Origin of the sequence: Nitrospira sp., from assembly GCA_024760525.1 — a bacterium.
Lineage (GTDB): Bacteria > Nitrospirota > Nitrospiria > Nitrospirales > Nitrospiraceae > Nitrospira_D.
The window spans coordinates 1,723,315-1,747,224 of sequence record CP060499.1; the positions used below are offsets into that span (position 1 = coordinate 1,723,315).

Consider the following 23,910-nt stretch of genomic DNA (forward strand, 5'->3'; position numbering starts at 1 on the left):
CTAGAATCCCCGGCCCAACGCCGTAAGCTGGGGATTACCCTAGTTTTATTCCGTCCCGCAGTCGACTACAACGCCAGTGCCGCGATTTTGGAGGTAGAGCTGTGCACGCTTCAATACGCCATTCATCGCCACCTCGCCATAGAGGAGAAGCAGAATGTCCATGGTGAAACGCTCACTCGTTAAGGAAGATCTGGACCCGAAAGTCCTTTTGCAGGTCTTGAAGTCCGTGAGAAGAGGAGATTTCACGGCGCAGGTGCCCGTTGAGTGGACAGGGATCGGCGGTAAGATAGCCGACGAACTGAACGCCATCATTGAGCATAACGGAAAAATCATCGACGAGATCAAGCGAGTCAGTCATGTCGTCGGTAAAAAGGGCCGACTTTCCGAACGGGTGTCTATTCCTGACGCGACCGGTGCGTGGAAGTCGGAGATCGAAGCCTTCAACGGGCTGATCAACGACCTTGTTCGCCCCATGAATGAAATGGCGCGCGTGATCGGTGGTGTGGCAAAGGGAGATCTGACACAAACTGTCGCGTTAGAAACGGAAGATCATCATCTTAAAGGCGAATTCCTCAAGACCGCCAGAACCGTCAATGAAATGGTCCGTCAGCTCGATGCCTTCGCCGCGGAAGTCACGCGGGTGGCGCGGGAGGTCGGCACGGAAGGGAAATTGGGTGGGCAGGCGGTCGTGCCGGGCGTCGCCGGGACCTGGAAGGACCTGACGGAGAACGTCAATTCGATGGCGAGCAATCTGACGAACCAGGTGCGGAATATCGCAGACGTCACGATCGCGGTAGCCAGCGGCGACCTGTCGAAAAAGATCACGGCCGACGTGCGGGGGGAGATCCTCCAGCTCAAAGAAGCGATCAACACGATGGTGGACCAGTTGCGCAGTTTCGGGGCGGAAGTCACCCGAGTGGCGCGGGAGGTCGGCACGGAAGGGAAATTGGGCGGACAGGCGGTCGTGCCGGGCGTCGCCGGAACGTGGAAGGACTTGACCGACAGTGTCAATGCCATGGCCAGCAACCTCACCGGTCAAGTGCGGAATATTGCGGACGTCACCACGGCGGTGGCGAACGGCGACTTGTCGAAAAAGATCACCGTCGATGTGCGCGGGGAAATTCTTCAGCTCAAGGACACGATCAACACGATGGTGGACCAGTTGCGGAGCTTCGCCGCGGAAGTCACGCGGGTGGCGCGGGAGGTCGGCACGGAAGGGAAATTGGGCGGACAGGCGACTGTGCCGGGTGTCGCCGGGACCTGGAAGGACCTGACGGAAAACGTCAATTCGATGGCGAGCAATCTGACGAACCAGGTGCGGAATATCGCGGACGTCACCACGGCGGTGGCGAACGGCGACTTGTCGAAAAAGATCACGGCCGACGTGCGGGGGGAGATCCTCCAGCTCAAAGAAGCGATCAACACGATGGTGGACCAGTTGCGCAGTTTCGGGGCGGAAGTCACCCGGGTGGCGCGGGAGGTCGGCACGGAAGGGAAATTGGGCGGGCAGGCGCAGGTTCGCGACGTGAGCGGTGTGTGGAAGGACCTGACCGAAAGCGTCAATCTGATGGGAGGAAATCTCACCGCGCAGGTCAGAAATATCGCGGACGTGACGATTGCGGTGGCCAATGGCGATCTGTCCAAAAAGATTACCGTCGACGTGCGCGGAGAAATTCTCCAGCTCAAAGAAGCGATCAACACGATGGTGGACCAGCTGCGCAGCTTCGCCGCGGAAGTCACGCGGGTGGCGCGGGAGGTCGGCACGGAAGGCAAGCTGGGCGGGCAGGCGACCGTGCCGGGTGTGGCCGGCACGTGGAAGGATTTGACCGAAGGCGTGAATTCGATGGCCAGCAATCTGACCGGGCAGGTGCGGAACATCGCCGAGGTGACGATTGCCGTGGCCAACGGCGACCTGTCGAAAAAGATCACCGTCGACGTTCACGGGGAAATTCTCCAGCTCAAAGAAGCGATCAACACGATGGTGGACCAGCTGCGCAGCTTCGCCGCGGAAGTCACGCGGGTGGCGCGGGAGGTCGGCACGGAAGGCAAGTTGGGCGGGCAGGCGACCGTTCCGGGGGTCGCCGGCACATGGAAGGATTTGACCGACAGCGTGAATTCGATGGCCAGCAATCTGACCGGGCAGGTGCGGAACATCGCCGAGGTGACTTTTGCCGTCGCCAGCGGCGACCTGTCGAAAAAGATCACAGCCGACGTGCGCGGGGAAATTCTCCAGCTCAAAGAAGCGATCAACACGATGGTGGACCAGCTGCGGAGCTTCGGGGCGGAAGTGACCCGCGTCGCCAGGGAAGTCGGGACAGAAGGCAAGTTGGGCGGGCAGGCGGTGGTGCCGGGCGTGGCCGGCACCTGGAAGGACTTGACCGATAACGTCAACGCGATGGCCAGCAACTTGACCGTGCAGCTGAGGGACATGTCCAAAGTCGCGACGGCGATCGCCAACGGCGACCTGACCCGCAAGGTCACCGTTGAGGTGCGGGGAGAAATTCTGCAGATCAAGGACGTCATCAATCGCATGGTCGATCAGCTCGGCGGATTCGCCTCGGAAGTCACGCGGGTGGCGCGCGAGGTCGGCACGGAAGGCAAGTTGGGCGGGCAAGCGGCTGTTCCCGGCGTGGCCGGCACGTGGAAGGACTTAACGGAAAGCGTCAACCTTCTGGCCGCCAATCTGACGACGCAGGTCCGAGCCATTGCGGAAGTCGCAACTGCGGTGACGCAAGGAGACCTCAGTCGGTCCATCCAAGTTCAGGCCCGTGGAGAAGTGGCGGAGTTGAAGGACAATATCAACGCGATGATTCGAACGTTGCGCGCCACCACCGATCAAAATACGGAGCAAGATTGGCTGAAAACCAATTTGGCCAAGTTTACCCGCATGATGCAAGGACAACGGGATCTGGTGACGGTCGGGCAGATGTTATTGTCGGAGTTGACTCAATTGGTGAACGCCCAGTACGGCGTCGTGTATCAGATGCAAACAATAGACGGCGCGTCGGTGCTGAAACCGTTGGCGAGTTTCGCGTCCGATCGCCCGCTGAAATCGGTCTGCGACGCCTCCGAGGGGAATGGACTGGTGGGCCAGTGCGCCCTTGAAAAACGACGGTTGCTGCTGACGGATATTCCCCCAAACTATGTGACCATCCGTTCCGGGTTGGGGGAGGCGGTACCACGGACGTTGGTCGTGTTGCCTGTGTTGTTCGAGGGGCAGACCAAGGCGGTGATCGAGTTGGCATCCCTTTCGGAGTTTACGCCGACCCACCTGGCGCTGATCGGACAATTGACGGAGACCATCGGGGTAGTCGTGAATACGATCGAAGCCACGATGAGAACCGAGGGATTGCTGCAACAATCGCAAAAGTTGGCAGGTGAGCTGCAGACGCAGCAGCGCGAGTTGCAGCAGACCAACGAGGAGCTGGCCAATAAGGCACAACAATTGGCTGAGCAGAACGCCGAAGTGGAGCGCAAGAACCGCGAGATTGAACAAGCCAGGCACGCGCTGGAGGAAAAAGCGGGCGAACTTGCCCTCGCCTCGAAGTATAAGTCGGAGTTTCTTGCCAATATGTCGCATGAGTTGAGAACGCCCCTTAACAGCATCCTCATCCTGGCGCAGCAGCTCGGCGACAATCCTCAGCACAATCTCACGATGAAGCAGGTGGAATTTTCAAAGAATATTCATGCGGCCGGCGCCGATTTGCTCAACCTCATCAGTGATATTCTCGACCTCTCGAAGATCGAATCGGGCACCGTCACGGTGGAGCCCGAACAGGTGTCGTTCGTGAAAGTTCGCGAAGCCGTGGAGCGGAGCTTCAGGCACGTGGCGGAGTCCCGGCATTTGGCGTTCAATGTGGACATCGACTCGACGCTACCGCGGGGCATGGTCACCGATTTCAAACGGTTGCAGCAGGTGTTGAAGAATCTGCTGTCCAATGCGTTCAAATTCACTTCGCAGGGAAATGTGACCTTCCGAATCAGGCGGGCGACAACGGGGTGGACCCTCGATCATCATATTCTCACGAGCGTTCCTTCCGTAATCGCGTTCGAGGTGCAAGACACCGGCATCGGCATCCCGCAAGAAAAACAAAAGATCGTCTTTGAGGCCTTTCAGCAAGCCGAAGCCGGCACGAGCCGGCGGTACGGAGGCACCGGTCTCGGTCTTGCGATCAGCCGTGAATTGGCCATGCTCCTTGGGGGTGAAATCAGACTCAACAGTGTGCCCGATGAAGGCAGCACCTTTACGTTGTACCTGCCGGAAATGTACATGGGAGATGCGGTAAGCTCGGTCCGTGTGACTCCCCGAATGAATCAACCGGCCGCCTCGCTGGTACAACAAGTCTTGGTCCAACAGGCCGAGCGATTCGACGACATCCCCGATGACCGCGAAACCCTGGTGCCCGGCGAACCGACCATCCTGATCGTAGAAGACGACGCGCACTACGCGAGAGTCTTGCTCGGTTTGGCCCGAGAGAAAGGCTTCAAGGGTATCGTCACCGCCCACGGACGGTTGGCGCTCTCGTTAGCGCGCCAGTACAATCCGGTCGCCGTCACGCTCGATATCTTTCTTCCCGACATGTTGGGGTGGACGGTGCTGAGCCATCTGAAACAGGATCCGGAGACGCGTCATATCCCGGTTCAGATTCTGAGTGTCGAGGAAGAACGGATACACGGCCTGGGCCATGGCGCCTATGCCTATATTCTGAAACCGCTCACGACGCAAGGCTTGGGGGATGCCTTCGATCGGTTGGTGACGTTTGCGCAGTTGCGCCGCAAGAAGTTGTTGCTGGTGGAGGACAATGAGATCGAGCGGAAGAGTTTGGCGCTGCTCCTCGGGCACGACGATGTGGATATCACGACGGCCGCCAATGGAGCTCAGGCATGGGAGGCGCTCACCCAACAATCGTTCGACTGCGTCGTGCTCGATTTACGGCTGCCGGACATGTCGGGATTCGATATCCTTGAGCGGATCCGCCAGGAAGCCTCATTGCAGAATATGCCGGTCATCGTGTTTACCGGGAAGGAACTGAGCCAGGATGAAGAACTGCGCCTTCGAGACCTCTCCCAAAGCATCGTGCTCAAAGGCGTTCAGTCGCCTGAACGGCTCTTGGACGAAGCCACGCTCTTTCTGCATCTCCTCACGGCACAATTGCCGCCTGAAAAGAGGGAGATGCTCGAACGGGTCCGCCGGAGCGACGACTCCCTCATTGGAAAAAAGATTTTAGTCGTGGATGACGATGTGCGGAACATTTTCGCCCTGACGAGTCTGCTCGAGTTGCACGGCATGGCGGTCACGAGTTGTGAAACGGGTCGTGAGGCCATCCAACGGGTCGAATCGGATTCCGATCTCGACATGGTGCTCATGGATATCATGATGCCTGAGATGGACGGCTATGAAACCATGCGCACGATACGGAGCAATCCCGCCCATCGATTGCTCCCGATCCTGGCCTTGACGGCGAAGGCCATGAAGGGAGATCGGGAGCGCTGTTTGCACGCGGGAGCCTCCGATTACATCGCCAAGCCGGTCAACACGGACGAGTTGTTGTCGCTCATGCGCATTTGGCTCTTTGGAAAGAAAAAAGTGGTGCGCTGACACCCGTGTGTGTGAGACACCGGTAAACTGATCCATGAAAACGATCAAGCCGATTGGGGATGTGCCCGATGTCACGGCGCTGACGGAGATCCCCGCCAATATTCTTCTCGTCGATGACGACCCGAGCATCCTGATCGCCATGGAAGCGCTTCTTGAAGGCCCCGGCCGCACCATCCTCACGGCACAAACGGGCCAAGATGCCTTGCGGCGGCTGTTACGCCATGATTGTGCGGTCATTATTCTCGATGTGCGGATGCCTCAGATGGATGGTCTGGAATTGGCCAAGTTGATCAGGCAGCGGGAGCGGTTGCGCTTCACGCCCATCATCTTTCTTTCGGGCGTCGACACCATGGATGCGGATGTGGTGCGAGGACTTTCAAGCGGAGCCGTGGACTATTTGGTCAAGCCGGTCTTGCCCGAGATTCTTCGGCACAAAGTGGACGCGTTCGTCGAGTTGTTTCAGCTTCGTGAATGGGCCAAACAACAGGTCGAGCGGCAGAGCGAGGAACGATTTCGCCTGTTGGTCGAGGGTATAGAGGATTACGCGATTGTCCTGCTGGACCCAGACGGCAAGGTCGCCACCTGGAATCGGGGAGCCGAGCGCCTGACGGGCTATCAAGGCGAAGAGATTCTTGGTCAGCCGTACTCTTGCTTTTATCCGTCCGAAGATGTCCTCTCGCGTCAACCTGAGCACGACTTGAATAAGGCGATGGATGCGGTGACGGGACAAGCGGCGCGGGTGGAGATCGATCGCCAAATGGTGAAGAAAAGCGGCGCGCGGTTCATCGCGAATGTCATGGTGACCGCCCTCAGGGACGAAAGGGCAGCATTGCAGGCCTACGCCGTCGTCATCCGCGACGTGACGGAACGCAAACGCGCCGAGCAGGCGACGGCCCGCCTCGCTGCGATCGTCACGTCTTCCACCGATGCCATCCTCAGCAAGAGTCTTGACGGCATCATCACCACCTGGAACAGCGGCGCCGAACGGCTGTTCGGGTACCGCTCGGAGGAAGTGATCGGGACTTCGGTGACCCGATTGCTGTTTCCTGATCGTGCTCAGGAGGAGACCCAAATTCTGGACAGCATTCGACGGGGCGAACGTGTCGAACAACGCGAAACCGTGCGCAGGCATAAGAACGGGCACCCGATCGAGGTCTCGCTGACGGTGTCGCCGATCATGGATGCTTCGGGGACGATTTTCGGCGCATCGTCCATCGCGCGCGATATCAAAGATCGAAAGCGATTCGAGCGTGCGCTGCGTGAGGCCAACAAGGAATTGGAAGCATTCAGCTATTCCGTCTCACACGACCTGCGCGCTCCGTTACGGTCAATCGATGGTTTCGCCAAAGTGCTGGTTGAAGATTTCGGTCCGTCATTGCCTCCGGAAGCACAACGATGTCTGGGCATCATTCAAAAAAGCGCCGGTCGCATGGGCGAGCTGATCGACGATCTTCTGGAGTTTTCACGGCTCTCGCGGTCCGAACTCGAGCGACATGCGGTGGATACTGAGCGTCTCATTCGAGAGGTCTGGTTTGACTTGCGCCGCCAGGATCAAGAGCGGACCGTGGAATTGATCTTGGGAAATTTGCCGAAATGTTGGGCCGATCGCCGGCTGATCAAGCAGGTCTGGGTCAATCTTCTCTCCAATGCCTTGAAGTATTCCCGCCCGCGCCAGGAACCCCGCATCGAGATCGGATGGCAGGACGACGAACAGCAGCCGGATGACGTGGTGTATTGGATTCGAGACAACGGCGTCGGATTCGATCAGCAATATGTGGGCAAGCTCTTCGGTGTATTTCAACGGCTGCATCGGGCTGATGAGTTCGAGGGGACGGGTGTGGGGCTGGCGCTCGTAGACCGGATCGTTCAGCGCCACGGAGGACGGGTCTGGGCTGAAGGACGGCTGAACGAGGGAGCGACGTTTTATTTCACGCTTGAAAGGGTACAGGAACATGATAGTACCGGAAGACATCTCGGTCTTGTTGGTCGAGGATAATGAGGATGACGTCGAGCTGACCATCCGGGTATTTCAGCAGTATCATCTCGCCAACCATATCCATGTGGTTCGCGACGGCGCAGAAGCCCTGGACTGTCTGTTCAAGCAGGGTGCCTATGCCGAGCGCAATGTCTGCGCGCAAACACGCTTGATTCTCTTGGACCTCAAACTGCCGAAAGTCGATGGCTTGGAAGTCCTCCGCCGCTGTAAGAGCGAAGAGCGGACGAAATCCATTCCCGTCGTCGTGTTGACTTCCTCGCGTGAAGAGCAGGACGTGATCGAAAGTTACAAGTTGGGCGTCAATAGCTATATCGTGAAGCCGGTGGATTTTCATCAATTCGTCGAGGCGGTGAGACAGTTGAATCTGTATTGGTTGGTCTTGAATCAGGGGCCGGCGTAAATTTAGGGCAGCTTTGAACCGGCCTGGTGCATGAGGAGGTCGTATGGCTCAACCGTTGCGCGTCTTGTTGTTGGAAGATCAGGAAACAGACGCTGAATTGATGATGCGCGAGCTGGCGCGAGCCGGTTTTGATCCCACCTGGAACCGGATCGATACGGAAAAGGAATTGCTCGAATGTGTGAATCGGCCATATGACCTGATTCTCTCCGACAATACGATGCCCTCCTTTGACGCGCTGACCGCTCTTGACTGGCTGCAGAAACTCCAGGTCGATATTCCGTTCATTATCGTGTCCGGCTCCATCGGTGAAGAGCAAGCCGTGGCGTTGCTGCGTCATGGCGCGGCGGACTACATCATGAAGGATCGTCTCGATCGATTGGGATCCGCCGTGGAACGCGTGCTCGAACAAAAGCGGTTGCGTGACGACAATCGAATCGCCCATGCCGCGCTGCAAACGCGGACGAAGGAGCTCATGCTTTCCCAGGAACGGTTGCGCGCGCTCGCCAGCGATTTGACACTCACGGAACAGCGGGAACGGCGCAAGTTGGCGGGCGATCTCCACGACTATTTGGCCCAGCTGCTTGTTGCGGGGCGAATGAAGTTGCGACAAGCCTCGACGTGTGTCGCCAAGGAACCCGGCACGCGGCTTGTCGCGGAGCTCGATCAAATTCTGGACGAATCCCTCCGCTATACGCGTACCCTCATCGCCGATCTCGCTCCTCCGGCGCTGCAGGAATTCGGATTGTCTCACGCGCTTCGATGGCTGTCCGAGCACATGCAGACTCGCGGACTCACCGTGGACGTGCAGGTCGGGTCGGCCCGCCTCAATTTACCGGATGATCAGGCAATCTTGGTTTTTCAATCCGTTCGAGAACTACTGCTCAACATCCTGAAACATGCGGGGACGAATCACGCCAAGATTGAAGTTGCCAATACATCCACAGAATTGCGCATAACGGTCACGGACAATGGACAAGGTTTCGATCATGCGTCGTTGACTGCCGCTCCGGATTCGGCATCCTCCAGGTTCGGGTTATTCAGCATTACTGAACGCATGATGGCAATGGGAGGGCGGTTGGAGATCGATTCGTCGCCGGGTTGTGGGACGCGGATTGCGATGGTTTTGCCGTATTGGCCCGTCTCGGCGACACCCGGACTTCAGGAGGAGTCTTGCGACGAGGGCCTCCGTACCAGCAATGTGGATCATCCTGGCCTCTATTCAGGAGTCACAGAACAGCCCTCTCCGCAATCGACGCCGATCCGGGTCGTGTTGGTCGACGATCATGTCATGGTTCGGCAAGGGATCAAAAGCCTCCTGGATGGGCATGAAAACCTTCGTGTGGTTGGAGAGGCGTCCGATGGTCAGCAGGCCGTTGCCTTGACTGCAGAGCTGCGGCCGGACGTCGTCATCATGGATGTCAATCTGCCGGTGATGGACGGAGTCACGGCGACGAGCCGGATTCATAAGGACCATCCGGATACCATCGTGATTGCATTGTCCGTCCAAGGCGATCGCCAGATCATCCAAGCGATGGCGGAGGCCGGCGCCGCAGCCTTCGTTTCGAAGGAATCTGTGACGGAAGAGTTGTACGCGGCGATCCATCGCGCCGTGATCGCCAAGCAGCCCCTGCCCAGCACTTCTTGACAGGGGCTCCCGTCTCTTTCTGTGGGCTACCGTGCGGTGACTGAGTGCCCTGTGCGCTTTTCCCTCCTTGCTCCTCCGGGGAGACCGTTGATCACCTACACGATGTATCCCTAGTTGCGCTTTACTCGGATCGAGTGAAATCTGATACGTGGACCATTGATGTGACAATATGATTGCACCACGCAGCCAGGGGGGCAATCGACCATGCAGGGCGATGCTGAACGAGAGCACAAGCAACGACGATCTGCATGAACACAGCGTTCAGATCATACGCCATTGCCTTGAAAGGCGGTTCCATGATGGATCTCCTGCTCCTCTAAATTCGCCCTACTGTCGTTTTGGGCATTCTGGTTCGTCATCGTATTCGTGACAAATCTGTGCGAGGGCTTGAAGGTTCTTCACTGTCAACCATGGACATGGAAGTTTGCGTCTCACAATTTTAGGCCGGTCGTCCTCGCAACCAGTGCGCAGGCTGCTCCGTCCTGGATAGCCAAGGTCCTATTCTCAGTCGTTCTGCTCTGGCAACTCATGACAGTGCTGCTGTTTGGATCGGCGACTGTCTCGAGTCTTAAGCAATGGTCACTAAGCTGGGAACTCATTGATACGGCCTTCGCAGCAGGATTGGATCTCTGGGCGGCCTTTATGCTCGCCGATGAACTCTGCAGGCAATACGACCCGGAGCGGGCTCACGTACTGTTCCTTACAGCTCAACTGATCACACTCGTGGCCCTACATCTTCTCCCTTCTTAACATAGACTCCAGTCGAAGTATCTTCCTCAGTGATCGGCTTATACTGAGCTGCCGCCTGCGGACGATTATTGCCACGAGTTGATACAATTCTTCTGTCGACTTCACTGGGGGACAGTCCTAGTGGTGTGGCGTGTTGTCGTGGTCATAGTGGGGTTATGAATATGGAAGGTCGCAACTGGAACACCAGCGGTCCCCCAGGAACGCCACGGCACACGTGGAAGACTGAAGACCGACGACGAGGACCAGAGTGAACACTACGCCAAGCACGAGCGGAGGCGCGATACCGTAGTGAACAAGTTTACCAGGGGCAAGAAGCCCGCTCCCGAATCCTAGCTTCTCTAGGGCCGCTTTTCTCCAAGCCATTGGGGAGAAGCGGCCCTGCCGGCTTCCCCCGCACAAGAGTACATACACCGCTGATGGCGACCGTTCCTCAGCGGCCCGTCCCGAGTTCCTTGAAGATGGAACGCACAACAGTTCCCGCTAATGGCAGGACAGCCTTCAGACCCCCCGTGCACGTGCTCGTGGTCGATGATCATCGTCTGCTCCGCCAAGAATTGCGGAACATGCTCGGCTTCTCTCGCGAGTTCACGGTTGTCGGCGAAGCTGTAGACGGAACGCAGGCCTGCGAGCTGGCGCAGCAGTTACAGCCCGATGTCATCCTGATGGATATCCATATGCCCAAGATGAATGGGATCGACGCGACGCGGTGGATCAAGACGAGGCTCCCTCACATCATGATTATCGGGCTCTCGGTCAATACGAGCGGCGCAGCCGCACATGACATGAAAGCCGCGGGCGCGTCGGCCTACCTGAGCAAAGAAATTGCCCCGGAAGATTTATGCCAGGCCATCTATTCTGCGATGACGAAGTAAAACTGGGCTTCAGCCTCTCTCACGGTCTCTCGAACATGGATCGGACTCCATGGCAAGTCGCAATAAGCCAATAACAGACATTTCCCTCCCATTGATCCTTCCGGAAGGTATAGCCTGTGAGGCCTATCCTAGAGCACATCACCAGCCGACGGCTCCTGTATTCTGCAATCCCCTTGGCCCATGCGCCGTTATCAAGTGATGAGCGGGAAATAGTTGAACGCTACCTGGAAGAGCTGAAGGGGCGGCTCCTGGCCCCAACGGCGCACCAAACAAGAAGCAGAGGCCCTGATGGACATGTCGAAGCGCCTGTCGGTCTTGCTGGGTAACGAACGGGACGAGCGAGGGGGATTAGCCGCCTCAGGTTCAGCGTGGCTGACTGTCGAAGAGTTGTTTAGGAATCGGAACCGCCCCTAAATGGATGACTTCCTCTCCCATCTGACTAGGGGCCAAGCTAGTATCTCACCTCGCTGACTCGCGCCTATCATTGTAATCACGTATGTGAACGGCCGGATCTCAATCGTTCACCTGTCGAAAATTGGCGGGACATCTACATGGCTTTCCCCTCTACGGTGCGGTGCTGTGACGTCATCATTATCGGAGGCGGATTAGCCGGATTATCCGCGGCCATTTATCTCGGCCGAAGTCGCCGCGACACCGTGCTCATCCACACGAATCGGTCGATGGCCAAGTGGGAGTCCGATGTCCAGAACTATTTAGGATTTCCGAAGGGAATCGATGGCGAGAATCTCCTCGCGCGAGGAATGCAGCAGGTCGTTCGTATTGAAGTAGTGATAGTCGAAGAGGATATTCATTCGTTGATTAAAGATGGCGAGACATTCTCGCTTAGCGGGTCAGGCACCCTCTATCGTGCTCGACGCGTGTTGCTGGCTACCGGCCTCACACATCTTCCGCCGGAGATTCCCGGCGTGCGGGAATGTCTGGGACGCAGTCTGTTCTTCTGCAAAGATTGCGATGCGTACCAGTCTCAAGGGAAAAACATCGTCATCATCGGGGGAAATAATGAGGCGGCGGACTATGCGTTAGCGATGCTGGCCTTCACATCGAGTGTGACGATCTGCACGAATGGAGGGCCTCCTCAATGGGATGTCGATCGGGCCGGGTGGCTTGAAGAATATGCGGTCCCAATTCAACACGAGCGCATTCGCTCGTTGTTGCACCACGATGGGCAGCTCACCGGCCTTGCTCTGGAAGGGGGCAATTCCGTGACGGTCGAAGGAGTGTTTACGACACGGGATGATCTCTACCATCACGATCTCGCCACATGCGTGGGTGCGCAACTAGATGAGGAAGGCCAGATCATCGTTGACTACTGTCTCAAAACAACCGTCCCTGGACTGTATGCGGCGGGATGCGTAACGCCGGCCAACTGCCAAATGATTATTGCTGCGGGACAGGGAGCCATTGCCGGTCAAGCAATCAACCGAGATTTGTTCGAGGACAGTTTGAAGCGCCATACGTTGCCGCGTTATGGAGATGCGAACCGAATAAAAGAACAGACTATCTCACCTTCACCAGTTAAGGGGATTTCCTGACATGAAAAAAGAGAAGAAAACCAAGGGCAGCGCCAAAGTACAGAACCTCGCCACAGTTCACGAGAACAGCGAGGACAAACTGTTGACCACGAATCAGGGTCTTCGGATCAACGACGATCAGAATTCTCTCAAGGCAGGGGAACGGGGCCCTTCGTTGCTCGAGGATTTTCACCTGCGCGAGAAGATCACACACTTTGATCATGAGCGAATTCCCGAGCGCATCGTGCATGCCCGGGGGACGGGCGCTCATGGGGTTTTCCAAGTCTACAAATCAATGGCGGCGTACACCAAGGCTCCATTTCTCCAAGATCCTTCACTCCGCACCCCCGTGTTTGTGCGCTTCTCAACCGTGGCCGGATCACGCGGCTCGACCGACTTAGCGAGAGACGCTCGCGGATTCGCCGTGAAGTTTTACACAGAGGAAGGGAATTTCGACCTGGTCGGCAACAATATCCCCGTGTTTTTTATTCAGGACGCGATGAAATTCCCAGACCTGGTTCACGCCGTTAAACCTGAGCCCCACCATGAGATGCCGCAGGCGGCTTCCGCGCATGACACCTTTTGGGATTTCATCTCGCTGATGCCCGAGTCGATGCACATGATCCTGTGGGTGATGTCCGACCGGGCGATTCCTCGAAGCTATCGGATGATGGAAGGATTCGGCGTGCATACGTTCAGGTTCGTCAACGAGAAAGGCACATCCCGATTCGTGAAGTTTCACTGGAAACCCCTCTTGGGTGTGCACTCCGTGGTCTGGGATGAAGCCCAAAAGATTTCCGGTCTGGACCCTGATTTTCACCGTCGCGACTTGTGGGAAGCCATTGAAAACGGGGCTTTCCCGGAATGGGAATTGGGTGTCCAACTCATTGAGGAAAAAGACGAGCATGCGTTTGACTTCGACCTGTTGGACCCGACGAAGATCATTCCAGAAGAACTTGTTCCGGTACAACGGGTGGGCAAGCTGACCCTCAATCGAAACCCAGACAACTTTTTTGCGGAGACAGAACAAGTGGCGTTTCATCCGGGCCATCTGGTCTCCGGAATCGATTTCTCCGATGATCCGCTTCTCCAAGGCCGCCTCTTCTCCTACACGGACACCCAATTGCTCAGACTCGGTGGCCCCAATTTTCACGAGATCCCTATCAACCGTCCAGTGGCTCCTGTCCACAACAATCAACGAGATGGACATATGCGACAAACGATCAACCAAGGCCGGGTCAGTTATCATCCCAATTCATTGGGCGGCGGATGCCCCATGCAAGCCAAAGCCGATATGGGAGGGTTTGTCAGTTATGGCGAGCGCATGGGAGGGGTGAAGGTCCGCGCGAGAAGCAAGAAGTTTTTCGATCACTTCAGCCAGGCAACCCTGTTCTGGAATAGTCAATCACATCCGGAGAAGAACCATATTGTACAAGCCTTGCGCTTTGAACTGGGCAAGGTCGAGGTGCCGGCCATTCGAGAGCGGATGGTCTTCTTGCTCGCTCAAGTGGACAAAACGCTCGCCAGCTTAGTGGCGCAGGGGCTGGGCATAGCCGTTCCCGCCAAAGTAGACGGTCCCATGAATCTGAGCGTGCCGGCCGACGGGCTCGTTGATGAGTTCCAACCGAAGCGACGTATTTCCTCGTTGGACCGATCTCCGGCTTTAAGCATGGCAACCACGGTCAAAGAAGGAATTGCGACCCGCAAGATCGCCATCCTTGCCACGGATGGAGTAGACGAGATGGCGATTACTGGGATGAAGAAAGCGCTGACGGACGCGGGGGCAAAAGCGAAAGTGGTGTCTCCCAGACTCGGTATCGTGAAAGGCGTCAAGGGGGGGCAGGTTGCCGTCGATTTCAGTTTTCTGACGGCTGGGTCGGTTCTCTTTGATGCGCTCTATCTTCCAGGTGGAGAGCAGAGTGTGGAAGCACTGAAAGGGGACGCAAAAGCACTCCTGTTCATCAAAGAAACCTATCTGCACTGCAAGGTCATTGCGGCTACCGATGCAGGCATGGACTTATTGGCGACGGCGCAACTCGGCCCAGACAAGACAACGAAGAGTCATGCAGAGGGCATCCGGCAAGACGGTCAGAGACTGCTGGCCGGAGACGAAGGTATCGTCACCGGCCGGGGCACCCAGATTGGACAGGTATCAGGGAACTTCATCAAGGCCGTGGCTCAACATCGCCATTGGGACCGGGAAGCGAAAGGACAGATGCCGGCATAGGCTGATCTACCAACTCTGAATCACACGATCGAACGTACCCTTGTCCCTAGAGTAAGGGTACGACCATGAAACAGGAGCAGAGACCGAGTTGCTCTATCAAGCTGTGGAAAAAGAGGCTGGCGGAGTGCACGTATACGAAACCGCGGTACACTGTGGCGTCGATATGAAGGAAGAGTGGAACAAATATCTGGCACAGACTCGGAACCATAAATAAATGATGCGGTCCCTGCTCGAAGTCGTGGGACTAGATCCGGCGAGGCCTGCAGGCAGATTGAGGACCACGAAGACGAATACCTCTACTACCCGATAGAATGGAGCCGCGAGCTCTGGATAGAGTCGCTCAGACTCTCGGCCGTGTTTCCACCACCGGAGAAAGAAAAGACGTCAAGATCGCCGGCGAAGCGGCCAAGGCCAAACAGTTGTGGGGGTAAATGGTACGGGCTCAGTAAGGTTGGTCGAGCCCAGCCATGAATGCCAACGCTGTGCATACGTCAGAGCCTCATGGATTTGACGACATCAGTGCTCTGGCCGAATCCACAGGGCGAAAGCGATAACGACGGCTCTTCCAATGCCGCTGTTGCCGCTCAGCTTCCCACTGCCATGCTACTTAGGATTGTCGGCCTTCGGCCGAGGAACCATCTGGGATTTGATACGATACAGTCCGCCTAATATCCACCTCCTCCGCCGGATGAACCTGTCCCACCCGATGATCCTGTCCCTGGTGCGCCCATGCCGCCGGAACCTGTCCCCGGTGCTCCCGTACTGCCCGAACCCGTTCCTGGAGTTCCCATGCTCCCAGAACCCGATCCCGGTACTCCCATGCCGCCGGAACCTGTCCCCGGTGCTCCCGTACTGCCCGAACCCGTTCCTGGAGTTCCCATGCTCCCAGAACCCGATCTCGGTGCGCCCATGCCGCCGGAACCTGTCCCCGGTGCTCCCATACTGCCCGAACCCATTCCTGGAGTTCCCATGCCGCCGGACGATCCCGCTCCAGGTGCGCCTGTTCCGCTGGATGATCCTGTCAGGTTAGGTGAACCCACGCTTCCGGACGGTCCCACCGCGCTGTTGGCTTGGGGGCCGGTCTTCAATTGATCGGCTTGGGCTGTGCCGTTGCCGAACAACAGTAATCCTCCGGCTATCATTAAGTAGGCACTGCTAAATCGAATCCTCATGAAAATCCTCCTGCGATACGTTTGCGGCGTTAACCCCAATCATATACGGCTCTTGCGATGCGGTGTCATTACTGAGCATCGAGCATTAGGATGACTTATCCTTTTTCAGTGTCGCGGGCGAATCATCCTTGCTGTCAGACGGCGGTGGTCCGAAACATCTCGGACTGTCCGATGGGTTTTGCCGTTCTTTGTCGGATTCCATAGTTTCTTGTTTCATCGAACCCTTGGACGGCTCATGTCCCTTTTTCGTGGCTGAGTCGTGCCCTTGCTTCATGGATCCGCTCGATCCACCGGGACTTACCGATTGACTTCCCATCGTACCATCGGATTGGGATCCACTCTTGGATTGTCCGGCTTGAATTGCGCCGTCGGCGAATAACAGTAACCCTCCTGCCATTAATATGTAGGCACAGGTCTGTCGTATTCTCATAAGAATCCTCCTTGGATAAGAATGAACCTTCAACGGACCTCTGCGTAGTTGTGCAAGATGCAGACCCTCCTCACGGCGGCCGGCTGAAACGCCATACGAAGCTATGCGGGTATTTGTGCGCCGATCTTCACGATAGGCGGAGCGTGATGGTCGGCTGATAAGACATGATGTCTCGACATGGACAAGACTTCCCTTCTTGTGCGTGAGAACACTCGACGTGAAATGAGGGAAAGTCCTAGATCAACAAATTTCCCGAGCAGCATATGCTGTAGGTAGGAAGCAGATGCAATTAATTTAACCAAGGAGAGCATATGGTCTCGCCGAAACAAGTGATTGCTGTGATGTGTGGTGTCGCGCTCGGAGTAGGTTCTTTCATCAGCACGTCATGGGCCGATGAACTTCGCCCATCGCCTCTGTTGATCAGCGATGCGATCGGCGACTCAAAGCCCGGCAAAACGATCAAGGGCGAAGTCGTCCGGGTCGAAAATGAGGGCTACTTTCATCTCCGAGAGGAGAATGGGACCGTCACACGCGTGCATGTCGATAAAACAACGGTCAATGTGAAGACCCCATTAAAAGTGAAAGCAGGAGATTTTGTTGAGGCCAAGGTGGATGAGCGAGGGCATGCCATCTCCTTCGTATCCGATCAGCCCATATCACACTAACTCCCGGGTTGCGCCGGCCACGGGCAATCGAAAGAGGCGAACTGACGTGATCAACGTGGTGGGTCGCGCATCGCAGAATATCTCTAACCAATTGAAGAGGTTCCCTATGGTATCACTCTACAAAGTTGCGGCTGTCCTATCGTGTAGTTTTCTGTTGTGTCTGGGGCTTCCCCGCGGGGTACACGCCGAGCATTCACCCGCCCCCGGGGATGTCATGAAAACCGACTCCTTAACCGATGCTAAGAAATTTGGGTTCAAATCGGATGATGATAAGCAACGGAATGTGGATGAGGGGAAAGGAGGCACCGCGGGAGGCAAAAGCAAGACGATCAAAGGCCAACTCTTCCGAGTGGAAGACGGGAACTACTTTGTCAAGATCAAGGACGGGAACGAAGTCCAGTTACATACGGATAAGACAACCAAGATGATGGGAGAAATTAAGAAAGGGGATCAGGTTGAGGCGAAGGTCAACGACCGGGATCATGCGCTGTCAATCCGATCGATTTCCCCAAAACCTTAGCGCATGCAGGGTCCGGCAACTCAAAGTCGGCTTGGAAATCCTTAGGTATGGATCGTCCATAGCGGGACGTTCCCGGGAGCCTATGTGTGAACACGAATTTTGAGTCGGCAATGCTCACTGTCGCTCCTCGTCCTCGTTCCGGCATTGCTGGAGAGTCGACCAATGATGAAGCCTATGGAGTCCTTCCGGGAGAAGACCGCCTTGTGAAGGACATCATGACACGCGAAATAGCCGAGGCCGATGCTTCCATCCTGATCGATCAGGCGATTGATATTATGCGGGATCGGGACGTTGCCGTTCTCGTTGTGAGCCGAGACAACGAGCCGGTCCTCGCACTGACGGAATCCGACATGGCTCACATCACCCTCGCTTGCAAAGATCGCGGTGAGACAACCGCCATGCATGAATTGATCAACAGGCGCATCGCAATTCGATGTCATGAGGAAGCGATCCTGGCCGATGCCATACACGCAATGGTCGACCATCGCATCCGCCATGTTCCGGTGGTGGATGCGAAGCATACTCTGGTTGGGGCGCTTTCGCTGATGAATGCGGTAGGCGCTCTCACGCCGGATGCCGCGGCGATCTGGCTTGCGAAGATGCAACAGTGGTCGGACAATGAATCGAACATGGATGACGGTCGGCAACTCTCCGGAGGGGGAGATTAACGGACCGATCTGGAACTCAAATCAGACGCGCCGCGTAACGGGGTGCATAGTCATGAGAAGGACAGCGCCCTGAAAGATTTCAGACGCTTAGGCTCACGGGAGTAATCTTCGACTCACGTGATGGCGGCTGCATCGTTGATATAGAGACGGACGAAAAATTCAGAATTCGACAGGCGTTCGTCCCCATGTTCTGGGGATAACCTTGTGAACAAGTCGAGTCGCACACGATAATCGCTGCAAAGAACGCTACTGCCTGACACATTGCTCACTTTTTAGGCGTCCGCAGTTTGAGGATCAGACCGCAACTAATTGTGGCAGGCTCATACCTCTCATGTCGCCTTCGCCCGGTTGGACCATAATCCACCTGCGATCAAGGCCAGCGTCAGTGCCTGCAGCACGAGGCTCTGCGCGGTTGGGTGGACGCCCAGTAACGGCAGCGAAATGAAACGCACCGTCGTCGTCTCGAGTACTCCTGCTTCCTGCAGGGCCGCAACGCCGTTACCGACAAAGACCACGGCCATCAGCGCCAGAAGAATCGAGGAAACCGTGAAAAACGGTCCGATCGGCAGACGCACGCTGTAGCGAAGGATTGCGCCCCCGAGCAATACCAGCAGCAGCGCCGCCGCGGCGATGCCCCAGAGCACCGCGCTATGCCCGTCGGCACCGACCTGGGACCAGAGTGTTTCGTAGAACAGAATCACCTCGAAGATCTCGCGGTATACGACGAGGAACGAGACGCCGGCCATCGTCCACAGCGTGCGCTTGCCCAGCGCCACGCTGATCTGCTCGCGGATGAAGCGGTTCCAGGCTTGCGCGTTCGAGCGGCTATGCAACCACCAGCCTACGTACAACAGCATTGCCGCGGCCAGCAATGCCGTAATGCCTTCGGTCAGTTCGCGGCTGGCACCCGAGATGTGAAGCGTATAGCTGGCTATGGCCCATGTAATCCCGCCCAGCACCACGGCTCCGATCCAGCCAGTATGGATGTAGGGCAAGGCATCACGCCGCTGAGTCTTGACGGCGAAGGCCACGATGGCCGACACCACCAGGATCGACTCCAATCCTTCACGTAACAGAATCACAAGGGAACTCGCAAAGGACGCATTCGGGGACAGCGTATTGCCGGAGAGCGCGGCATCGGCCCGGTCGAGCAGGGCAATGACTTTCATCGACTGCGCGGTCACTGCATCGGACGACGTACCTTCGCTAATGGCCGCGCGTAGCGCAATCATCTCACGCTCAGTCTCCAAGCGCAGCGGCGAGTCTACGTTGTCCAGTGTTTTTTCGACCAGCTCGAACCCTTCCAGGTAGGCCGCGATCGCTAGGCGCCGCGCTGCATCTCGATCGCCTTGCGCATAGGACCGTGATGCCTCTTCGATCTTGGAGCGTGAGAAGACCAGGGGTGTCTGGGCAATGGCCTGTAGCGCATCTGGATGCTGTGTTAGGTAAACACGCACGGCGTCCATTGCCGAGCCGGCGACGGCCTGTTCACCGGGAGCTTTTATCACCAGGGTGCGAAGGCTATCGAATGCCCCTTTGCCCTCGCCCTGCTGCCACAATGTCTCGCCTTTTGCCACCGCGTTTGAGTCGGCTCGCAGGTTGCCGACAAAGAAGGCCAATGCCCAGCGGTCAGCCTCGGGAAATTCAGTGAAGGCGCGCATGGGTGTGCCGCCCACGCCGAGCGTGATGGTGTTGTAGAGGCCGTACAGACTACGCTGGCGCATGCGGGCCTCGTCGTGAAAATCGCTCGGCGCAGGTTCCAGCCCCTTGGCCATTGGACCATCGCCGCGGCCCTGCGCACCGTGGCACGCGGCGCAGTGCTGCGCGAACATCTTCCCGCCCTGTTGGAGATCAGGAGCGCGCCGTGGCGCTACACTCAGCTTCCATGCCTGGATCACGTCGAGGCGGAGTCGGCCGGCGAGCGCAGAAATCTCGTTGCCTGATGCCTTGCCCTCAATCTGCTCGAGTAGTCTGCCGGCTTGCTGGAGCAGTGCGGGCTGTTCGGGCACGTTGGGCAGCTTGCCGAGAAGTGTGATGGCTTGAACGGCAAAGTCGCGTTGTTCCGTGTACTCATCGGCGTTGAACACTTTGCCGTCTTGCACGGAGTCCGGGTAGTCCACAGCGACATAATCGAGCATGTGGACGACGGTCTGTGCCCGCTCATCGTCAGCCGATGACGCGATTGCCATGTCGAGTGGTCCCGCGGTCAAAAAAACCATGGCCAGCCACCATAGGAGAGTGTTTGACAAGGAGATAGGTCTAGGCTTCATCGTGTTTCGACTTTCTACGCGCGTGGGCCTCTTGGGGCAATATACAGACTACACGTCGATCGCGGCCCCTCCGAGGTCGGAAAACGGCAGTGAGCTGAAAAGTATTTGTAAATAAGATCTTATGCGGGCCAGAGAAATGTCAGGGTTCCCACAAGCCCAGCGAAGGCTCACTTCATGACTCTATAGGCCGCTGTGCCGTCAGCCGTACTCCATCTTCAGGACGCCACGAACAAGGTGATAAATGATAGCCAAACACCGAGGCCGGTGTCCACCGAACGGATGCGGAAAAACCATGTCACGTATATAGATGGAGACCCTCGAAACCTGTTATGGTTTTGTCATTTGGATTCTCCGGGTTCACGGAGGGAGTATGCCTAGCGGGGACAATCGGGCGGTGCTCATCACCGGAGCGTCCACTGGAATTGGAGCGGCTTGTGCCCATCATCTTGATCGACTAGGGTTCAAGGTGTTCGCAGGAGTGAGGAGGTCCGAAGATTGCGCGGCCCTTCAAAAGGAAAGTTCAGATCGGCTCGTGCCGATTGAGTTGGATGTGACAGACCTTTCGACCATCGAAAAAGCTCAATTATTAGTTTCAAAAGAAGTTATAAAGAGCGGATTGTTTGGCCTAGTTAACAATGCTGGCATCGCGGTCGTTGGGCCGATTGAAGCCGTCCCGATTCCGGACTTGCGACAACAGCTCGAAGTCAACGTCGTTGGGCAGGTTGCCGTCACCCAGATGTTTCTCCCATTAGTCAGGCAGGCGTGTGGACGAATCGTCAACATGGGTTCCATCGCCGGTCTCTCGACCATGCCGCTCATGGGACCGTATTCGGCATCAAAGTTCGCGCTGGAAGCGATTACCGACGCGCTGCGCTTGGAAGTCCAGCAATGGGGTATTCATGTCTCGATCATTGAGCCGGGTGCGATCGCCACGCCTATTTGGAATAAGTCGGCCATCGAAGCGGCCGAACGAGAAGCGGCAATAGAGAGTGAAATTCGCGCTCTCTACAAACCTGTGGTCGCCGCGGTTAGAAAGGTTGTCGGACAAGCATCGAAGCGAGCCATCTCTCCGCAGGCCGTCGCAAAGGCGGTTGAAACGGCGTTGACGGCACCTTCTCCAAGAACACGGTATCTCGTCGGCACGGACGCGAAGTTCCGCGCACTCATGGCGAATGTGCTTCCTGATCGCATTTCGGACCGGCTCTTGACCTGGATCCTCAAATTGCCTCATTGAACAAGCGCTGCCGGTTTGCTCATCCCGATGCCGAGCTGTCGTTTCGAAATGTCGAAGGAGAAACGGAGCTGGACAGCGAGATATTTTTGGACCAACCCTTCTCGGTCCAACGGCTGGTCTTGTTCATGATATACGGCTAATTCCACGTTCTGCCAGCGCGCCGCGAGTCCGATGATCCAATCCAATTCCGTTGGATTGACCGCGTTGGCAGCCTGCCGGTCTGTGAACATATTTACGTCCCCATACAGCACGATCTTGTTCTTATAGAGGTCCAGGTCGGCATGCGCGACATACCGAAAGAGGGCTCGGCCGGTATTGTCAGGCCTCGCGAAGTAATTGTTGTTATGAAAGAGCCATCCTGCCCCGGCATAGACGGATAGGTTTTGATTTGGAAAGTGACGGTGCCATCCCGGAAGGTCCTGGACCGCCTGGAACTTGGCCGTCACGAGTCCATCGCCATATTCCTGCGTGACGCCTTTGCGATCGATCGGCACATCACGTTCGTACTGCAGACGCCAGTTGAAATGGCCAAGTACACCGGTCAGGGCATAGGTGCCGTCCCATTCGCTCAGTTCGATCCATCCGTTGGTGCGGTCGGAGAAGAAGTTCTGATCCGTATAAAAGGTGAGATATTGCTTGTAGAGATCGGTTTCCAGATGGAGCATATGGCGTAAGCCCACAAGGCCCGTGTTATCCGGTCTGGCGGCAAAGGAGGGATTTGAAGCGAACACACCGGTGAGGAGATAGCCGGCAAAGAGCGATTCTTCCGTGTCTCGACCGTTCGCGTCCTCCAAAGAGGGAAGCGGGCGTCCGTATTTCTCCAATGCCGGCGCATCACTTGGCCAGATGATGAAGCTACAACAAAGAGCATGTGAAATACATAATGCCCAGCTTCGCGTGAGACGCATGGTTCCAATCACCGGCCGATTTCCGATTTCGGGCCGCGGAGAAAAGCCACCGAATGTGGACGGTGACGGATGTTACGGTATACAGGGCTCAAAAATTTCTTCGCAATCATTGGAGGCGTCAAAGGTCGGAGGAACAAAACGGTAATGCACATCGACGATCCGGTCGTCGGCCAAAATAACCGTGGCCCAGCAGCCATGGCGAATAGTGGCAAAGCTGCTTTTCCCAACCGGCCGTGATTCTTCGAGAATCGGGGCCTCTCGATAGTATCGAAGGAATGTCCACTTGTCCTCGGTTCGTTCCTGCAGGGGCTTGCCCGCGCAGGAAAGGACCTTCGACTTGGATTGTCCGACCATCTGCTGTTGATTCGGATATTCCCTCACTTGTGCGAGGGGACTACAACCCACCCACGATAACATTCCGACGAGTACCGGCATGAGCACGCACAGATGCAACCTGTTCATGAAAGCCCATTGTATGCTCGGAATCGGAAAATGCAATCGCCTGAGATGGAGGTACGGAGGCAAGGAGCTCGATCAGCCGACGAGATCAGGGTTCAATCGGGTCAGAGGCGTGACGGAGAGGGCCTTGATCTCATTATAGACGATCGTACGGCCCACTTGGCGGAGGCGGCTGAAGACGCCTTCCACGATGACTTGATCACCTTCACGGACCTCCAGCTGACCGAGGCTGACGACTTTCAACGTTCCGGCATGGTCCTGCAGCAGAAATCCATAGGCAGGTTGCCCTTGACGATTGGTAGCCAGCTGCACGTTCATGACTTTCCCGGTGACCACGACATCTTGACGGTCGTAAAGCTCAGGATGTGCCAAGAGTTCCGAGATCTCAATCAAGCTGACGGCCATGGCCGGACTCGCGGTGCCGAGTATCACGGTAGAGAACGAATAGATGGGCAAGAAAAGAGGAAGGACGACCGCCCACGCGAGAAGAGACTGTCGGATGGTAGGCTGCGTCGTCATCATTGATGTGCAATTATACCGAACTGCCGGCGATTGGCAAGGCT

The 23,910-nt window shown here is 56.6% G+C and carries 17 protein-coding genes; 11 read left to right on the forward strand and 6 right to left on the reverse strand.

Annotated elements, in window-relative coordinates; translation table 11 throughout:
- The first annotated feature begins 154 nt into the window (after positions 1-154).
- The 7 genes from H8K04_08115 to H8K04_08145 all read left to right on the forward strand — a co-directional run bounded on the left by H8K04_08115 (position 155) and on the right by H8K04_08145 (position 15,021).
- Positions 155-5,599 carry a HAMP domain-containing protein gene (locus tag H8K04_08115; GenBank protein ID UVT17487.1) on the forward strand — a complete coding sequence of 1,815 codons (5,445 nt, stop codon included), beginning with the start codon at positions 155-157 and terminating at the stop codon, positions 5,597-5,599.
- Positions 5,600-5,633: 34 nt separating this feature from the next.
- Positions 5,634-7,595, forward strand: a complete 1,962-nt coding sequence (locus H8K04_08120; protein ID UVT17488.1) for a PAS domain S-box protein — start codon at positions 5,634-5,636, stop codon at positions 7,593-7,595.
- Positions 7,552-7,995, forward strand: a complete 444-nt coding sequence (locus H8K04_08125) for a response regulator (protein ID UVT17489.1) — start codon at positions 7,552-7,554, stop codon at positions 7,993-7,995. The genes H8K04_08120 and H8K04_08125 overlap by 44 nt, the downstream gene beginning before the upstream one ends.
- 43 nt (positions 7,996-8,038) lie before the next feature.
- The gene (locus H8K04_08130) at positions 8,039-9,640 is read left to right on the forward strand and encodes a response regulator (GenBank protein ID UVT17490.1); all 1,602 of its coding nucleotides are present in this window, start codon (positions 8,039-8,041) and stop codon (positions 9,638-9,640) included.
- Positions 9,641-10,848: 1,208 nt separating this feature from the next.
- Positions 10,849-11,262, forward strand: coding sequence for a response regulator transcription factor (locus tag H8K04_08135; protein UVT17491.1), 414 nt, complete (start codon positions 10,849-10,851; stop codon positions 11,260-11,262).
- A 551-nt stretch (positions 11,263-11,813) separates the two neighbouring features.
- Entirely contained in the window at positions 11,814-12,815 is a 1,002-nt protein-coding gene (locus tag H8K04_08140) for an NAD(P)/FAD-dependent oxidoreductase (GenBank protein UVT17492.1), read from the forward strand.
- Position 12,816: 1 nt separating this feature from the next.
- Positions 12,817-15,021, forward strand: coding sequence for a catalase (locus H8K04_08145; protein ID UVT17493.1), 2,205 nt, complete (start codon positions 12,817-12,819; stop codon positions 15,019-15,021).
- A 665-nt stretch (positions 15,022-15,686) separates the two neighbouring features.
- On the opposite strand, the gene H8K04_08150 is transcribed toward H8K04_08145, so the two are convergent.
- A complete protein-coding gene (locus H8K04_08150) occupies positions 15,687-16,193 on the reverse strand; it encodes a hypothetical protein (GenBank protein UVT17494.1) in 507 nt (168 codons plus the stop codon).
- A gap of 85 nt (positions 16,194-16,278) precedes the next feature.
- Positions 16,279-16,623 (reverse strand): hypothetical protein, encoded by a 345-nt coding sequence (locus H8K04_08155; GenBank protein UVT17495.1) that lies wholly within the window; start codon positions 16,621-16,623, stop codon positions 16,279-16,281.
- 311 nt (positions 16,624-16,934) lie between these two features.
- Between H8K04_08155 and H8K04_08160 the strand changes: the two genes are divergently transcribed.
- The 3 genes from H8K04_08160 to H8K04_08170 all read left to right on the forward strand — a co-directional run bounded on the left by H8K04_08160 (position 16,935) and on the right by H8K04_08170 (position 18,476).
- Positions 16,935-17,288, forward strand: a complete 354-nt coding sequence (locus H8K04_08160) for a hypothetical protein (GenBank protein ID UVT17496.1) — start codon at positions 16,935-16,937, stop codon at positions 17,286-17,288.
- 106 nt (positions 17,289-17,394) lie between these two features.
- Positions 17,395-17,808, forward strand: a complete 414-nt coding sequence (locus tag H8K04_08165; protein ID UVT17497.1) for a hypothetical protein — start codon at positions 17,395-17,397, stop codon at positions 17,806-17,808.
- A gap of 86 nt (positions 17,809-17,894) precedes the next feature.
- Complete coding sequence (locus H8K04_08170) at positions 17,895-18,476, forward strand: CBS domain-containing protein (GenBank protein UVT17498.1); 582 nt, start codon at positions 17,895-17,897, stop codon at positions 18,474-18,476.
- A 329-nt stretch (positions 18,477-18,805) separates the two neighbouring features.
- Here the strand turns inward: H8K04_08170 and H8K04_08175 are convergent, their stop codons facing one another.
- A complete protein-coding gene (locus H8K04_08175; protein ID UVT17499.1) occupies positions 18,806-20,746 on the reverse strand; it encodes an FTR1 family protein in 1,941 nt (646 codons plus the stop codon).
- Positions 20,747-21,116: 370 nt separating this feature from the next.
- Here H8K04_08175 and H8K04_08180 point away from each other — a divergent pair, with 370 nt between their 5' ends.
- Complete coding sequence (locus H8K04_08180; protein UVT17500.1) at positions 21,117-21,980, forward strand: SDR family oxidoreductase; 864 nt, start codon at positions 21,117-21,119, stop codon at positions 21,978-21,980.
- On the opposite strand, the gene H8K04_08185 is transcribed toward H8K04_08180, so the two are convergent.
- From H8K04_08185 to H8K04_08195, 3 genes are all read right to left on the reverse strand, one after another.
- Positions 21,974-22,888 (reverse strand): hypothetical protein, encoded by a 915-nt coding sequence (locus tag H8K04_08185; GenBank protein ID UVT17501.1) that lies wholly within the window; start codon positions 22,886-22,888, stop codon positions 21,974-21,976. The two genes, H8K04_08180 and H8K04_08185, sit on opposite strands and share 7 nt — an antisense overlap.
- A gap of 72 nt (positions 22,889-22,960) precedes the next feature.
- On the reverse strand, positions 22,961-23,350 hold the full coding sequence (locus H8K04_08190; protein UVT17502.1) for a hypothetical protein: 390 nt from the start codon (positions 23,348-23,350) through the stop codon (positions 22,961-22,963).
- 72 nt (positions 23,351-23,422) lie between these two features.
- Positions 23,423-23,869, reverse strand: a complete 447-nt coding sequence (locus tag H8K04_08195) for a cytochrome c maturation protein CcmE (GenBank protein UVT17503.1) — start codon at positions 23,867-23,869, stop codon at positions 23,423-23,425.
- Between the last annotated feature and the right edge of the window lie 41 nt (positions 23,870-23,910).